This window comes from Butyrivibrio hungatei NK4A153 (assembly GCF_000424465.1).
GTDB lineage: Bacteria > Bacillota > Clostridia > Lachnospirales > Lachnospiraceae > Butyrivibrio > Butyrivibrio hungatei_A.
In genome coordinates, this window is sequence record NZ_AUJY01000007.1 from 13,325 (window position 1) to 30,098 (window position 16,774).

At 40.1% G+C, this 16,774-nt stretch carries 16 protein-coding genes; 2 read left to right on the top strand and 14 right to left on the bottom strand.

Going from position 1 to position 16,774, the window contains the following annotated elements; all coding sequences use genetic code 11:
• The first annotated feature begins 136 nt into the window (after positions 1 to 136).
• Together G628_RS0104550 and G628_RS0104555 are read left to right on the top strand one after the other, a co-directional pair.
• Positions 137 to 418 carry a DUF6110 family protein gene (locus G628_RS0104550; RefSeq protein ID WP_027208574.1) on the top strand — a complete coding sequence of 94 codons (282 nt, stop codon included), beginning with the start codon at positions 137 to 139 and terminating at the stop codon, positions 416 to 418.
• Positions 419 to 432: 14 nt separating this feature from the next.
• A complete protein-coding gene (locus G628_RS0104555; RefSeq protein ID WP_027208575.1) occupies positions 433 to 2,508 on the top strand; it encodes a heavy metal translocating P-type ATPase in 2,076 nt (691 codons plus the stop codon).
• 180 nt (positions 2,509 to 2,688) lie between these two features.
• On the opposite strand, the gene G628_RS16405 is transcribed toward G628_RS0104555, so the two are convergent.
• The 14 genes from G628_RS16405 to G628_RS0104625 form a co-directional block, all read right to left on the bottom strand.
• Positions 2,689 to 3,678 (bottom strand): PD-(D/E)XK nuclease family transposase, encoded by a 990-nt coding sequence (locus G628_RS16405; RefSeq protein WP_051199028.1) that lies wholly within the window; start codon positions 3,676 to 3,678, stop codon positions 2,689 to 2,691.
• Between the two features lie 186 nt (positions 3,679 to 3,864).
• Positions 3,865 to 5,598: an ABC transporter ATP-binding protein gene (locus G628_RS0104565; RefSeq protein ID WP_027208576.1), complete on the bottom strand. Its 1,734-nt coding sequence runs from the start codon at positions 5,596 to 5,598 to the stop codon at positions 3,865 to 3,867.
• A 2-nt stretch (positions 5,599 to 5,600) separates the two neighbouring features.
• Complete coding sequence (locus tag G628_RS0104570) at positions 5,601 to 7,376, bottom strand: ABC transporter ATP-binding protein (protein WP_034500641.1); 1,776 nt, start codon at positions 7,374 to 7,376, stop codon at positions 5,601 to 5,603.
• Positions 7,339 to 8,799 carry an ABC transporter ATP-binding protein gene (locus tag G628_RS0104575; RefSeq protein WP_026514316.1) on the bottom strand — a complete coding sequence of 487 codons (1,461 nt, stop codon included), beginning with the start codon at positions 8,797 to 8,799 and terminating at the stop codon, positions 7,339 to 7,341. Before G628_RS0104575 ends, G628_RS0104570 begins: the two co-directional genes overlap by 38 nt.
• Entirely contained in the window at positions 8,796 to 9,482 is a 687-nt protein-coding gene (locus G628_RS0104580) for an energy-coupling factor transporter transmembrane component T (protein WP_242827169.1), read from the bottom strand. Before G628_RS0104580 ends, G628_RS0104575 begins: the two co-directional genes overlap by 4 nt.
• 47 nt (positions 9,483 to 9,529) lie before the next feature.
• Positions 9,530 to 10,132, bottom strand: coding sequence for an MptD family putative ECF transporter S component (locus G628_RS0104585; protein WP_026667578.1), 603 nt, complete (start codon positions 10,130 to 10,132; stop codon positions 9,530 to 9,532).
• Between the two features lie 211 nt (positions 10,133 to 10,343).
• Positions 10,344 to 10,637 (bottom strand): type II toxin-antitoxin system RelE/ParE family toxin, encoded by a 294-nt coding sequence (locus G628_RS0104590; RefSeq protein ID WP_026514313.1) that lies wholly within the window; start codon positions 10,635 to 10,637, stop codon positions 10,344 to 10,346.
• Between the two features lie 4 nt (positions 10,638 to 10,641).
• Positions 10,642 to 10,995 (bottom strand): AbrB/MazE/SpoVT family DNA-binding domain-containing protein, encoded by a 354-nt coding sequence (locus G628_RS0104595; protein ID WP_027208578.1) that lies wholly within the window; start codon positions 10,993 to 10,995, stop codon positions 10,642 to 10,644.
• A 266-nt stretch (positions 10,996 to 11,261) separates the two neighbouring features.
• Positions 11,262 to 11,885, bottom strand: a complete 624-nt coding sequence (locus G628_RS0104600) for a DUF6796 family protein (protein WP_026667917.1) — start codon at positions 11,883 to 11,885, stop codon at positions 11,262 to 11,264.
• A 25-nt stretch (positions 11,886 to 11,910) separates the two neighbouring features.
• Positions 11,911 to 13,377, bottom strand: coding sequence for an ABC transporter ATP-binding protein (locus G628_RS0104605; protein ID WP_027208579.1), 1,467 nt, complete (start codon positions 13,375 to 13,377; stop codon positions 11,911 to 11,913).
• Entirely contained in the window at positions 13,374 to 14,147 is a 774-nt protein-coding gene (locus G628_RS0104610) for an energy-coupling factor transporter transmembrane component T family protein (RefSeq protein ID WP_026667915.1), read from the bottom strand. Before G628_RS0104610 ends, G628_RS0104605 begins: the two co-directional genes overlap by 4 nt.
• A gap of 117 nt (positions 14,148 to 14,264) precedes the next feature.
• Positions 14,265 to 14,870, bottom strand: coding sequence for an MptD family putative ECF transporter S component (locus G628_RS0104615; RefSeq protein ID WP_027208580.1), 606 nt, complete (start codon positions 14,868 to 14,870; stop codon positions 14,265 to 14,267).
• An 80-nt stretch (positions 14,871 to 14,950) separates the two neighbouring features.
• Positions 14,951 to 15,682, bottom strand: coding sequence for a class I SAM-dependent methyltransferase (locus G628_RS17980; RefSeq protein ID WP_051199029.1), 732 nt, complete (start codon positions 15,680 to 15,682; stop codon positions 14,951 to 14,953).
• 12 nt (positions 15,683 to 15,694) lie between these two features.
• Positions 15,695 to 16,768: a Gfo/Idh/MocA family oxidoreductase gene (locus tag G628_RS0104625; protein ID WP_027208581.1), complete on the bottom strand. Its 1,074-nt coding sequence runs from the start codon at positions 16,766 to 16,768 to the stop codon at positions 15,695 to 15,697.
• Between the last annotated feature and the right edge of the window lie 6 nt (positions 16,769 to 16,774).

Here is a 16,774-nt window from a genome sequence, read left to right on the forward strand (position 1 = left end):
TTTTGTTGTTGAGAAATCTTCTCGTTTGCAATGCCGCACATATCTTCCATTTGAAATTCTATCTTCCTATAATGATTAATTACCAAAACATTAAATGATATGCGCATTTTTATAAAATGCACAGAAAGGATAACTTATGATCAAGTGGAGTACAGTTGGAAAGATAGCCTGTGGATTTTTGGTTGGAACGGCAGGAGTTAAAATTCTTGGAAGCAATGATGCAAAGAAATGCTACACTCATATAACCGCCGCTGCATATCGTTGCAAAGATTCAGTTATGGAAACATATACGAACATCAAGGAAAACTGCCAGGATATCAGCGCTGACGCAAAAGAGATCAATGAAAACAGATATGCCAAAGAAAGAGAAAAAGAAATCGCTGATGCCAAAGCCGTCCTTGAAAATGCAGGAGTATAAGCAAGAGGCGCTATATGAGATGTAAAATACTTCATGAATCAAAAGAAAGAATGAGAGTCCATTTATACCGGTCGCACATGACGCCTTTCGAAGCCGACCGACTTGAGTATTATCTGGACTCTTTTGATTATGTAAAAAAAGTTTCTGTAAACGAAAGAACATCGAATGCCATCATATTTTTTGACCAAAACAAACGTGATGAAGTCCTATCTTCGCTCGCGAGTTTTGACATTATAAATACCGAGGTTGCGGTCCCCGAACATACAGGGCGCGAACTTCGCATAGAATATGAAGATGAGATGTTCTTTCATATTGCACGAAAAGTACTGAACAGGCTGTTCCTGCCCGCTTCTATCGGCAGGCTGATAATCATTTGGAAAGCTATTCCGTATATCATCAGTGGTATTAAAACTCTTCTGCAGGGGAAACTCGAAGTATCTGTTCTTGACGCTACAAGTATAGGTGTTTCCTTACTTCGAGGAGATCACAATACCGCAGGTTCCGTAATCTTTCTTCTGAAAATCGGCGAGATAATGGAAGAATGGACACACAGAAAATCAGTTGACGACCTTGCAAGGGCTATGTCACTTAATATAGACAAAGTCTGGGTTATAACAGATGATTCTCAGGAAATTCTTGTAAATATTTCCGATGTAAAAATTGGTGACAACATAGTGGTCCGCACAGGAAGCATGATTCCTTTGGACGGAATTGTTTTACACGGCGATGCCTCCGTTAATCAGGCGGCAATGACAGGCGAATCCGCTCCCGTTCATAAAACAATCGATTCCCTCGTATATGCGGGAACCGTTCTCGAAGAAGGAGAACTTATCATCTCTGTTCAAAAAGCTCAGGGCTCGGGAAGATATGACCGAATCGTAACAATGATCGAAGAGTCGGAAAAACTCAAATCAGACACCGAAGCACATGCTTCCCACCTCGCAGACAGGCTTGTTCCTTACACATTTGATGCAACTCTCCTTACATGGCTGTTTACACGGGATGCCACAAAAGCTACATCTATTCTGATGGTGGATTTCTGCTGTGCACTTAAATTGTCCATACCTATTGCCGTTCTTTCCGCAATGCGCGAAGCCGGAAATCATAAAATCTCGGTTAAAGGTGGCAAATTCATGGAAGCCGTAGCCGATGCAACAACAATTGTTTTCGACAAGACAGGTACGCTTACTTATGCCAATCCCAAAGTCCATGATGTTATAACATTTAACGGCACGGATGCGGATGAAATGCTAAGGCTCGCAGCATGCCTTGAAGAGCACTATCCTCACTCAATCGCCAATGCCGTTGTTAAAGCTGCCAAAGATAAAAACCTGTCTCACGAAGAAAAACATACTAAGGCTGTGTACATCGTCGCACATGGAATTTCAAGTACCATCGATAATCAGAAAGTATGTATCGGAAGCCATCATTTCATTTTCGAAGATGAAGGATGCACTATTCCCAAAACAGAAAAAGAACGCTTTGACAATCTTCCAAATGAATATTCGCACCTATATATGGCAATAGGCGGAGTTTTGTCAGCCGTCATACTTATAGAAGATCCGATCAGAGAAGAAGCTCCGTCAGTTATAAAGAAGCTAAAGAACATCGGATTTGAAAATATCGTAATGATGACAGGCGACAGCGAAAGAACTGCCGCATCGGTCGCTTCAAAAACGGGTGTGACCAGGTATTTCTCAGAAGTTCTGCCTGAAGACAAAGCTGCATTTATCAAAGCGGAACACGAAGCAGGACGAAAAGTCATAATGGTCGGCGACGGAATAAACGACTCTCCCGCTCTCTCCGAAGCTGATGCCGGAATAGCCGTAAGCACAGGTGCTTCAATCGCAAGAGAAATTGCCGATATCACCATTTCTTCCGATGACTTGTCTGTACTCATAACTTTAAAAGAACTAAGCAGCAAACTGATGGACAGAATTGACTTTAACTATCGTACAATACTTGGATTCAACTCATTCCTCATCCTTATGGGAATGTTTGGAATATTCAGCCCCACAACAACGTCACTTCTGCATAACACATCAACGGTTGCACTAAGCATTAAGAGCATGACAGATTTGCTGGAATAAAAATGTGTTATGCCAAGTTTATTTAGAAATAATAGCTGTACCGAGTAGCTAAAATTATAGCTACTCGGGTACAGAAACACTTACTGGAAATTTCCTTGTATTTAAAAAAAATGCAGCAGACCATTTCTGATCTACTGCTCTAAGTGCATAATAATTATTCAATCACAAAAAACAGAGTGATTATTTTGCTACAGCCATATGCGCATCAACATATGCCTTAATATCGTCCCTGTCCTCTTCACAATAAATTAAATCATAAGCATCATCAAATGAAAGATTCTTATTGATCATTATCTTAATAATTGTATTTCCAGTATTTTCTATAACTGTTCTTTCTCTAATTCCTTCGCCTAAATTACACATAGTATTCGCCTCCTCACTCATTGACTTCGTCATTGGGATGTCAAAATCATTTTCAAGAATGCTCTTCTTTTCCTCCGGCTTTGTTTCTGAAGATAGCAAAACATCCAACAATCTCAGTATCGGCTTATCATTAGCTTCTTCAGCAGATCCAAGCCTAAGCATCAAAACCGTCATAAGATCATAATTGCTTTCTTTTTCAGGAACATTACCAATAATCTGTTCTTCGGTCACACTATACTTTGTGATGGTATTTTTATTTGCTTCATCTACATCCATCTGAATCCAGATAGAGTATACCTTGCGTATCTTTTCATAATGCTTCTTCGTGAACACTGTATTCTTCTGTGCACTTATCATTCTGCTAACATAATACAGTGCCCTCTTTATAAGCGGGTACGGTGTTTTGTCCGATTTCTGAGCCTCTACGTTAATAAAAAGCTGAACAGGCTCTTTCGAATCCGGAACCACAGCCGAAAACTTGATATCGTAGAAAACTTTTCCTTCCTTTATCGAGTTATCTTCTGTGTTCTTTCCCTCTATTCTTTTATCGGACATATCCTCAAGATACTGAATTTCATCTTTATCAAGTTCATCCTGATCAACTGCTACCTTTGATACCTGTGGTTCACATTCAATACAGTCCTTTGCTATCTGCGCAACAGAAAACTGTTTGAACTCCGATACACACTCTTTCATTATCCATGCAAGGACAAGTCTATTTGATAAAAGCTTCTTAACGCAAGTATCGTACTGTGCCTCCTGATCTGCTGTATCAATGCTGTTTGCAATTCCTGTCTGTTCAGCCATTATAATTCCTTCCAGTTACATATCTTCTCACCATCATAATACGTCAAAATGATATGATTTTCAATCAACTCTCGGTTATCTAAAACAGATGTCCTGAAGTCGCTATTTTCTGCCTCAAGACAAAAAGCACAGTCATCTCTCCAGATAACTTGCTTCCTCTGTACTTACTATGAAGCGTTACGTATGTTATGCCATCTTCCACTTCTCAGACTGCATCTGAACCGAGATCATATGCTTGTATATTCCGTCGATTTCTCTAAGTTTCGAAGGACTGCCTGATTCTGCAACCGTTCCATCTTTTAGGACAACTATCTTATCCGCTCCGTCTACAGTTCTCATACGATGTGCGATTATAAGAACCGTCTTGTCCTTTATGAGGTCACTGATTGCTTCCTGAATGAGCGATTCGTTGTCTACGTCTAGAGAGGCAGTTGCTTCATCCATGAGGATAATCGGTGAATCCTTAAGGAATGCTCTTGCTATAGAAATTCTCTGACGTTCGCCGCCCGAAAGCTCCGATCCGTTCTCACCTATAAGCGTGTTATAGCCATCGGGAAGTTTCTCTATGAATTCATCGCAGTGAGCAAGCTTAGCTGCTGCCATAACTTCTTCATCCGTAGCCTCTTTTCTACCGATCCTGATATTCTCAAGTACTGTATTATTGAAAAGAGTAACATTCTGGAAGACGATTGAATACATCGACAAAAGCTTCTCGGGATCGATCTTCGAAATATCCATTCCGCCAACCGTAATCCGGCCTGCGTCGATATCCCAGAATCTTGAAGCAAGTCTTGAAACCGTAGTCTTACCGCCTCCCGAAGGTCCGATGAGCGCTGTAACCTCGCCCTGCTTAGCCACAAAGCTCACATCTTTAAGAACAGTCTCCCCGTCCTCGTAGGAGAACTTTACATTCTTAAACTCAATATCATATCCGCTATTAGTAAGCTCCTCCGTTCCGGTCTGCTCATAATGTGAAAAGATTTCATCCATTCGCTCGCACTGGGTATCTGTTGCAATAAGTGCCGAGAAATTCTGAAGTGCGATCTGAAGAGGTTCATACATCCTTGATACTACAAGTAAGTACATGAAGAATGTAACAACATCAATCTCATTTTTGATAAGAAGTGCAGATCCTGTTACCGCAACCGTACCTATTCCCAATTTAAGAATCATCTGCGCGCTGCAGACAAATGCTGCATTTAAGAACTCCGAGAAAATATTGTGAGACTCAACATCTTTTATCTTCTGCGTAAGTCCAACCATATATGAGTCCTGCGCATTGTATGCCTTAAGATCACGCACAGTCTCAAGTGCCTCCTGAATCCCGTCAAGACATGCAACCTTGTATCTGCTTCCTCTTCTGTTTACAGCATGCATAACACTTCTTGATGTAAAGACTATGATGAAAGCTACGGGAAGCACCCATACTGCCGCAACAGCCATTCTCGCATCAAAGAAGAAAAGGCTGACAACCACGATTGTAGTTGAAATAAATGCTCCCACAAGTTCCGGCAGCCAGTGCGACGAAGCAGTCTCGATCATAGCACAGTCGGCCATGATTGTATTTGTAAGATCGGCAAGATCTTTTTTACCAAAAAAAGAAAGAGGGATCTTTCTAAGCTTTTCCGCAAGCGAACGCCTTCTTACACCACTCTCTACGTAGGTTGAAAAGAAAGTTGCATTATACTGCAGATACTCCGTAAAAGCGATAAGAAAAAGGCAAATAAGACCGCCTACCACAAACAGTATTACATGTTCCTTGGGAATACTGCCTGAAAGCAGATCTCCTGCCATTGTAAAAAGAATACCAACAGGCATCATCTGTGCAAGATTTGCTAAAGTGCACGCTCCGAAAGCTTTCACCATATCTTTGGTACCCTGCTCCGAAAGCGCATATTTGTGTTGCATTTTTTCCATTATACTCATGCGCCCTTACCTACCTTCCAATTAACAGATTTCTGATATTCATTCCACATATGGCTGTAGATACCGTTCTTTTTAAGAAGCTCATCATGTTTACCTGATTCTGCCACTTTTCCGCCTGACAAAACGCATATCTTATCGGCATCAACAACTGTAGATAAGCGATGTGCGATCATTATTACGGTCTTGTCTTTTGACAGATTTGCAAACGCCTGCTGAACCATGATCTCATTGTCAGGGTCTGCAAAAGCTGTCGCTTCATCGAGAATCAGAATCGGCGCATTCTTAAGGAACGCTCTTGCAATAGAGATTCTCTGTGCCTCTCCTCCGGATACGTAAGTGCCCTTACTTCCGATCATCGTGTGTATGCCATCGGGAAGCTTTTCTATAATATCCCAGCACATTGCATCTTTAAGAGCCTTAATAACTTCCTCATCCGTAGCGTCAGGTCTTCCCATTCTGACATTGTCTAAGATTGACATCTTAAGAAGCTTACTGTCCTGAAAAACGTATGAAACCTGCTTCATAAGCTCGTTGGTCGCAATATCTTTTACATCGACGCCACCAATCTTAATACTGCCCTCTTTAACATCCCAGAACCTTGCGATAAGTGAAGCGAGCGTGGTCTTACCGCCTCCCGAAGGTCCGACAAACGCAACATGCTCACCGGGCTTAATATCAAGTGTGATGCCGTCTATCGCATTCATCTTGTTTTCGTCATAAGTAAATTTGATATTGTCTATGCTGATTCCGCTATCTTTAGGGATCTTAGGATCTTCTGCCTCTCTAAGCGGTTCAACTTCCAAAAGAGAATACATCCTCTCAAGAGCATCTTTTACTATCATCTGACTCTCTCCCGCGTATGCCACTTTCATAAGTGTAACCGTGAGAATTGGCGTGATTATGATGTAGAAAAGAATGTTATACAAAAACGGATCCGTTACCGTATTTCTTGCAAAAATAAAACTGCATGCCACAAGCGCCGCGAATATCGCATTTGCCGCCGTTGTAAAGCCTATCATAGGCATCCTCATGCCGACAGTATAGGTAATAGTCCACTTTTCATATTTATCAATCGCATCTTTGAATCTTTTAAAAGAAAATACAGACTGACCGAAAGTCTTTACAACAGGAATACCTCTTACATATTCAACCGCCTCGGCAGACATCTCATCGAGGGCATTCTGATACTCCTTCATATCTTCCTGCATCTTCTCTCCCATCATACTGCCCATCATGAGAAAGGCCAGAACAGCGGGAATAAGACAGATAAGACCTATCTTCCAGTCAAAGATAAGAAGCATTGCAATAAGTCCTATGGGAGTTGCATAGCTTACCGCCTTGTCGGGAAGGCTGTGTGCCAGGAATGTCTCCGTAGCAGCACTTGAATCGGCAACTATCTTTCTTATCTTTCCGCTTCCCTGTGATTCGATATATCCCATTGGAAGCTTCATTACATGCTCCATCATCCTTGTTCTCATATTTGCCTGAACTCTGAATGCGGCAATATGTGAACACATAAGAGCTGCGATATATATCACCATCGCAAGAAGGCTCATCCCGACAGCGCTCCATCCGTAAGAAACAATATGTGTCGCCTTTCCGAAATCATCGCGAACTTCCACAACCTCTTTAATAATGCACCATATGTAATAAAATGGAACCAGTGCTACAATCGCACTTATCGCAGCCAGAATCCATGAACTTACAGTAAAATACTTGTGATTCCCCGCATACTCAAACAGCTGCGAAATAACGCTCTTTTTCTTTTCCATCTTTGCTATTTCCTCCGCTTATTTTAATATCAGCAACATGACCTTTTTCCAGTCTAAGAACAACTGTTGCGCATCTTCGTATAAGATCCGGATCATGTGTAACTACAAAAACAGTTTTGTTTCCTCTAAGCGACCTTATAAGTTCAGCTACTTTCTCCATATTGTAAAAATCAAGCCCGCTTGTCGGTTCATCAAATAATATTATTTCCTTTTCCGAAAGAACTGCACTTGCCACTGCAACTCTCTGCTTCTGCCCTCCCGAAAGACTCATAGGATGCCTGTCTGCAAATTCTTTAAGCCCAAGCTTTTCCAGAACTTCCAGCGCTATCTCTTCATTTTCATCGTCCATGCCAAGTGTCACTTCATCCATAACACTTTCACAGAAAAGCTGATGATTTACATCCTGCATAACCATATACGCGTTCTTAAGAAGCTTTCCGGATTTGTATTTTTTTCCATCGATCTCAATATATCCTTTGAAACTCTTCATAAGACCACAGACGCATTTAGAAAAAGTGGATTTTCCCGCCCCGTTATGTCCGACTATGGCAATCACTTCGCCGCGTGGAATTTCCTGCCTTTTTATATCAAGTGCATCGAAACCTCTGTAGCTGTATGAAAAATTTTCAAGAATCATATTTCCTGCATCTAAAGGACTTTCTTTTACGGGAGTCATTTCAAGATTCTCATTAACAGATCTAAGCCCATGACTTCTTAGTTCCGATTCACTTAAGTTTTTGAACTCATCCATCGTCATGTCAAAGACTATTTTGCCATTCTTTAAACATATGACTCTGTCGCATATGTCTTTTAGCCAATATAGTCTATGCTCGGCAACCACTATTGTCCTTCCCTCTTTTTTCCAACAATCCAATGTGTCTTTAAGATCATCGATTGCTTCAAGACTGAGATTCGATGACGGTTCGTCAAGAACGCATACTTCAGGATTAAGTGTATCGACAGAAGCACATGCTATTTTCTGCTTCTCTCCACCCGACATATCAAAAATACTTCTGTTCATCAGAGGTCTGATATTCATGGAAGATACCGTCTTATCAATTCTTGCAAGTATCTCTTTCTCGGATATCCCCATATTCTCAGGTCCAAATGCCAGCTCACTTGTGCTATCAACGCAAAAGAACTGACTTCTGGGATTCTGAAAAACAGATCCGACAATCTTTGCCGTTTCATAAAGCTCAGCCTGAATGGTATCCGTTTCATTCACGTAAACATGTCCATTCATCCGCCCTTCATAAAAATGCGGTATAAGACCGTTTATCATCCTGACAAGCGTTGTCTTTCCGCATCCTGATTCTCCGCATAGAAGGACCGCTTCGCCCTTTTTTATTTCCAAAGTGATATTTTCTACAGATGCATCATCAGAATCCGGATAATTAAAACTTACATTTTCAAACTTTATCATTTCACCACATCCACAATCAGTAATATCCACGGAATCAAACACAATGCCATTGCAACATAATCCTGCATTCGAAAACCTATCTTACAGATGTTTGTCCTTTTTACATTTCCGCCAAGCCCTCTTGTAAGCGCAGCTGCTGACAATTCTTCACCTATATTGACGCAACATGTCATAAGAGGCACCATTCTGTATTCAATGATCTTCGATGCATGCTTGCCGGTAAGGCTTATTCCGCGCATTTTCATAGCACATCCTATAGACTCAGCTTCATCTATTACCGTTGGAAAAAAGCGAAACATAACAGACATAGGTATAATAAAGTTGTCACTTACGTGCATTCTTTTCATTGCGGCATTAAACTCGCTGACCGTTGTTGATTCCATAAGATAACGTCCCATCATTATGCACGGAAGAAATCTTCCCAGAATTCCGCATGAACCAAGAAGAATGTAATATAGAAATCCGCTCATGCCGTGGGTATTTGCAAATCCTAAAAGAAATGTCGTAACCCAGAACAAAAATATCCCTATGACAGCCGTCTTAAATCTCTTTGCCGTAATAAGAAGCAGGAAAGGCATCATACACAAAACCGGCACGAGTGCTTCCACTCTTTTCCCGCCTGCACCGCCAAGCGCAAAGGTTGTTATCGTGATAAGGATAAGAAGCTTTGTCCTAGGATCCATAACAAGGCCTCGATTTAGTTTTTTACGATTGTATAATTCACTTTCCATTAAACAATACCGGCTTTCTCAAAATGCTTCTTCATAAAGCTCATTCCAAGAAGTGCTCCGAGAACACCGAAAACAAATGCACACCCCAAGATTATAGGTGCTGTCCAAGGCTGAAAAATAGTCTTGAGCACATTAACATAATCACTTCCGTAAGATGTTCTTGACGCAAAGTAACCGTCGATATCAAGATACAAAGGAAGAAAACATCCAAAGATCGTAATATTCATGATTCCATGGCTTAACATCGTCATCTTCTTGCTTGCGTAATTTCCACCCTTAGCAATAAGATCCGCAACAACACCGCAAATTATTCCAAAAATAAAAGGCCAATAGCCCATTCCGGTTATCCACAAAAATGCTCCGATCAAAACAGTAATGATAGTTATCATTCCAAACTTCTTTACCTTGGTATAAAAAAGCATCATTGTTATTCCGCCGATAAGAGGACACAACACCGCGAGCGACGGCATAAGAACAGGTATAAAACCAAGCATTGAGATTGCCGTCATGATCACGCAATAAATAGCGGCATATATTCCGATATTTATCAGATCCTTTCCCCCAAGCTTTCCGTTTGACTTCTTTGTGATTACTCCATCCATACTACTTGTACTCCTTTTGATATAATTGTTTTGGTTAGTTTTAGCTAACTAATAATTAAACTTACCTCGAGTGTCACTTCGACATTCTGATATATAATATCACCATTTGTTAGTTTTTGCTAACTTTTGAACAAAAAATTTTGGAGCAACACTTAATTAGATGTTGCTCCAAAATCTCAAAATAATCCCTTTTATAGTCTTACCCGTAGCTTTATTTATTCCAATACTTCTTTACTTCTCTGTAAAAATTTTCATGTGTTCCGGCAAGAATAACAACTACAAGTTCGTCATTAACATACTCTACAGTATATGCCACGCGATATTCCGTCCTGTTATATCTGAAACCATATGACAAAATTCCTTCAAGATCACCATGTTTTTCCTCTCCTACTGTAGGATCGGCTTTAATCTCATCAAATGCTTCCTTGAATAATTCCTTTAAATTCTTGTCTTTCAATTTCTTTATATACTTACCGGTAGCAGGAGAAATAATAATATTTGCCAATTACTTACTCCTCCTCACCAAATACATCATCATATGACATCGATTCCATTTCACCTTTAGCCATCTTATGAGCTTCATTTAGCATTTCCTTTATGGCAGGTCTGACTTTCGATTGTCTTGACTTAAATTCTTTTAAGAGATCCTTTCCCGAATACCCTTCATTTATTAATTCTTCAAGTATTTCTTCCGCAAATTCCCCGTTAGACTCCAAACGAGCAGGACGAATAACAAGTTCATTGTCTCTTATAATGCATTCTGCCTTGTCATCAAAACCAAGCTTTTCAAAAAATGCTCCCGGTATTGTTAATTGACGTTTGGAAGATATACTGATTATTTTCCTGTTCAATCCAGCAATCATCGGCTTTCCTCCTATATATAAACCAATTTCACATTTTCTTTGTTTCTTGGTTTCATTGTAATCAAATTTCTTTATTTTTTCAACTTCAGTATAGTATCTTTATACTTTTTTCATTTTCCCGCTTCACAAAATCAAAGGCCTATGCTATATAAAAAAAGCCATTTAGCGTTTAAACTAAATGACTTTTCTTATATTGATTCTTCAAGTATTTCTTCTGCAAATTCCCCGTTATTGTTCCTTACTGTACCATCGCCTTTCCTCTTTGATTATAACAAAGTCTGCATGATAGCCACAGCGTAATACACAATAAAAATGAAATTAGTATACCCTCCGCATATGACCATATGAAGTCCCTTGGGGAGTTTCCTTGATAATGGCTTTAAAAGAAAAAGAACTCCGGGAGATATCAGTGCCATCCACTGCGGGAACACTGTCTTTCCTAAAGCTATCAGAACTATCAAAATCAGAAGTCCCAAGCCTTCACCTGCATACAATATAAGTGCAAGCTTCTGAAAATACTTCATGGCTATATCTAAACCGTCTCGATGCTCATCTGCTCCAAGAAGTCCAAGATAAGCACAGTGACTGTGATATGCACCTCCTGCAATAATACCGAAACAACTTAGCAAAAATGCCGCAAACGCAGCATTATGAAATGCCTCATCCGTAATCAGTACAATGTGATAAAAGCCTATACAATAAAGAAACGCCGCTACAGGCCCTATCAAGCCGCCAAGCATAACACGCTTTGGAGGAAGCTCTTTCATAATATCAATAATAGGATTTATTGTTCCGTCTTGCACATAATCATCCTTATCAAAGTATAAGGTCATGTCTCCGCAGAACATAAGAAGCGCTCCTATAAGGCCTACTGTAATTACTGTTGTCATACCTGCTCCTTTTTATATTTATATTTTATGCAAAATACTTCTTCGCAAGCATCTGCAAATTTCCCTTATTCACATCAAGCATCTTCTCTGCATCCAGATCAAACATCCTTGTGCATGTGTGAGTGATAAACTCAAAGTCATGTGATACAAGAAAAATAATGGCTCCGCCGCCTGAAAGCTCTTTTATAAGTTCACTTACCCTTATCATAGAATCATAATCAAGTCCGCTTGTCGGTTCATCAAAATAAAGCACTTCACTGTTTTTTATAAGAGATGCGCCGATAGTAACACGCTGTTTTTGCCCTCCCGAAAGAGCTGCCGGATGTTTATCTTTATATTCTGAAAGTGCAAGCTTATCAAGCGTACCTGAAACAAGGTCACTGTCAACATCTGATATTCCAAGCGTAAGTTCCTCTTCCACACTTGTTGTAAAGAGCTGATAATCGGCATCCTGCATTACAAGATAAGATAACCTGCGCCTGTTTGCAGGTGAAAGCTTCTTTCCACCATAATACACCTTTCCGCCTTTCTCTTTTAATATTCCAGTTAGTACGGAAATCAATGTTGTCTTCCCCGCTCCGTTATGTCCGATAACACCTATAACATCTCCGGGAGACGCTTCAAATGAAATATTATCAAGTATCCTTTGCTTCTTTTCATATTCAAAAGAAAGATTTTCAACCTTAAGCTTATGTCCTCCAAGCCTCGATTTCACAGCCAATTTATCATCCTGCTTATTATCGATTTCTTTTTCGGGATAAACTGTTCTTAGTCCCTTATGAATCCTCAGCGTTTTATCAAGCTCACAAAACTCTTTTCCCGTGTATCTTGCAACTATACTGCCATTTTCTATATATATGACGCTATCAATAAGATCTCTTAAATAATAAAATCTGTGATCTGCGACAATTATCGTATATCCTGCACTTTTCAGCTTCTTCATTATTCCCGCAAGGCGCTTTGTAGCCTCATGATCGAGATTTGCAGAAGGTTCGTCAAATATGTATACTTTTGGCGCAAGTGCATATACAGAGCCAATTGCTATCTGCTGCTTCTCACCACTTGATAGCGCAAAAATACTTCGATTAAGATACTGTTCAAGCTCAAGATCGGTCACCGCTTTCTCAACTCTGCTTATTATCTCTTCGCGCTCATAACCCATATTCTCACAGCCAAAAGCAAGCTCCCTTGTCGTATCGGTCATAAAAAACTGAGAGCGCGGATCCTGAAACACCGTACCTACCTTTCCCGCAATCTCAGAAGGAAGCATCTTGAGCAAAGATTTATCTCCGTATAAAAGATCTCCTTTTGTTTCCACGGGATAAAAATGTGGAATCAGTCCGTTTAACGAACGAAGTAAGGTTGACTTTCCGCAGCCACTTCTTCCCGTGAGCAAAAGAAACTCACCGTCTTTTATCTCCATATTTATATTCTTCAATGTATCTTCATTCATTCCTTCATAACAAAAGGAAAAATCTGCAAATCTAATCATCCCTGTCTCCATAATATGTATTGGCCTATCTCAGACCTGTCTGCCACAAAAAGAGCAATGACCAAGCAAAGCGTACATGCAAGAATAACATATTCTTTAGCACCAAATTTTATCTTAAGAAGTGCATGGCGCTTATTCTCTCTTTCCATTCCCCTTGTGGTACCTGAAGCCGCAAGTTCATCCGAAACCTTAAGGCATCTCATAAGTAGCGGTATCAGTATGTATTCGACGGTCGCAAACGGGTGAGTTAATACTTTTAACACCGTATCGCTCACCCCCCGTATCCTCATGGTATTCCTGATCATCCTATACTCTATTGCAAGAGTAGGTATATACCTAAACATAACAACAAAAGGAATGATCACCGTAAGCGGCATACCTGCTCTTTCGAACGACACCGTAAGTTCATCCATATACGTACTTTTTATCACCCATCTTCCCAAAGTAATGATGGGAATCATCTTAAGCACCGTAACTCCGAAGATACTTATCATAAGGCTGAGCACCGGAATCGTCAGATATCTGAGACACGTATTCAGATATGAGATGACCAGATAAGTTATTAACATCTTTATTCCCCAACCGGGATCACTGCCTGCCATTACAAATAACGTAACCGACAACATCAGCAGTAATACAGGTATATCTCCATTTATAAAAAAGCTGACACATCCGAGTATTATCAGCAATAAAAGCTTTAGTCTGGGATCAAGTCTCGCAGTTCCATGAAAAGATACCGCAAGTATTTTTTCTCTTATAGATTGATTCATAATAAATACTCCGTAAAAAGATATTCTTTATTTATGAGCAAAAAGGCTGAGCCCTTAAAGCATCAGCCTTTTTCAATATATCTTGGAAAATTACATTCTTTTTTGGAATTTTAATACTTATGCTGCCTGCACAAGTCCTGCCTTTACAAAGTGCTTTTTAAGCACCTTAAGTCCGATGAAGCCTCCGACAAGTCCTCCGATGAAGCCTGCAATAATAATAACTGTGAGCATAGGCCACTGTGTCATATTGATAAGGCCGTCAACATACTCCTGTGAAAGACCATTTCTGAGTGTTGTCTGCATGAATGCATCTCTCAGAATATTCATGGGTGCAATGGCCCCGAATGTGAAAATTCCGCTAAATACCGAATATGCAGCGATCATCTTTCCTGTTGTGATCTCTCTTTTTCCGATAATAAGGAAATCAGCTAATAAAGCTCCGACAATAAGACCTGTTCCTACAGTCCAGAATGCGCCTACAAGGAATGAAAGAAGTCCCTGTATAACTCCTGCAATTGAAAGTGCTCCAAACTTTGGCACCTTTGCCAAAAGAAGCATCATAACAATACCATTTACAACTGAAACAGCGGGCGGATAGAAAACGTTGGTAACAGGTCCCGCAAGACTCATAACAATACTGATAATCATGTAGATAATAAACATAAGTGCTGTAAGTGCTCCCGTAAGGATAAGATCCTTTCCGATAAGCTTAGTATTTTTCATACCCTAATTCCTCCCATGTGATGTGATTGCGGTTAGTCATTGCTAACCTTTAAAGATTATATATTTCAATTTTTGTGCAGTCAAGCGCTTTTACCGTCTTTGATAAATGTTAGCATTGACTCAGATATCTTCCCGCCTTTAAAACCAAAATCTGATAATTCTTTCATCAAAACGTCCATTTCAATAAACTGCCATTTCATCTTATCTTCATACCCAGATATTGCCTCATCTCCGTTAAATATGCTGTATTCCAAAGTCCACTGATATAAATCACTGCCGAGACACTCTTTATTTTTAATTGTTGTCTCATAACGGTTCTTACCTACATAATTAACAGAAAGCATCGTTCCTATCTGTGCATCTTTCATTTTGGGATTAAGTAGCCCTATAAACATAGGAGCATTCGGAACCAGGACCTCACTCAGTTTTCTCCATAATTGCCTGCGCTCCTCTTCATATAGATGACCTATAACTCCGTCACATATTACTCCCCCTATCCTTCCCTTATACTCAAAGTTCTGAATATCACTGGGAATAATCGTTATGCGATTTCGAATATCATCATAATGATGCAATGCCAATTTTGAAAGAAACGCCGTGCGCATCACAAGAGATGGCTCAACCGCCAATATCTCTGCATCTTTGATATTGGTTGCAACTTCTATCGCCACCTTACCTGTTCCCGCTCCGATATCAAGTATCGGATATTGTGCATTTGCAAAAAGTTTCGATATTTTACCTAAAACAATTTTCTTTGTTTTCCATGTCTCAAGTTCTGAGATATCATAGTATTCGCTAGATTTATCGTACATTACACAAACTCCTTATTTGTTAATAATGTTATCGTAAACTGCCTTTACATCTCCTACACTTTCGTACTGTACTAACTTTGCGTATCCAACTCTTTGGCATATATCAGACCACAGCCTTGATACAAATATCTGATACTGTCCATCCATTCGCTTTTTTGTTATATCCTGTGAAAACAATTCATCTAATGCTTTTATAACAGCACCCGTCCATATCCTGCTAAATGTCTGCGATACACTCGGCGCTTCCGTTCCCGACAAAACTATTCCGGACGGTATATTAAGTTCTGCATCCCCATTTTCAAACCGAAGCGTATTATTTGCATTTCTGGGAATCTTTGCAAAAGGAAGCCAGACAATCGGCCCGTTTGTGTTGACCAGTATAAGCTTTCCTGTCGTAAATGTTATTCCTATCTCATGATAAAGATGCATCGGATGATCGGGATCTGTGCTGTCGACATTGGTATTAACTGTGATCATGGTTGGAATTTCGCCGATTACCGCATTTACCGTCCTGTTGCCTGCTCCGGATAAAGCTGTCTCAACACCTTCCGAAGCATCTCCCAGTTTCCACTTTGAGATATCTCCCAGTGCGCATCCAAGCATATCTATACCATCGTATAATACATGAATGGCACAGTTTAAACTTGCATTTATAATTTTAGATTTTGTAGCCATATACCTTGCAAGTTTTATAAACTCCGATACCGCCTCAGTATAACGATAAAACGGATTAAGCATAAAAGGTGTTGTCTTGGACGATGCCTTAAGACAATCCAAAATTTCTTTTTCATGTGCAGGATGCTCCAGAAGAGTCGGTATATTTTTCTTCAAAAGTTCACATGCTATTGCAGATCCGTTCCCACCGCCTGCCGCATTCGGAACGATCACACACGCTCCGTCTACCTTGCCTATCGCATCATTCATATCTGTATAGCACGGAACTCCAAACATCTCAGCAAGTTCCCGTGTCCTGCTGCTTCCCGTTCCCAGAATACCTCCAAGCTCGTATTTATCCGATTTAGAAATCGCATTAATATATATTTTCCCAAATCCGGTTCCGCATATAAGTAATCTTTTTTTTTCCATATCTGT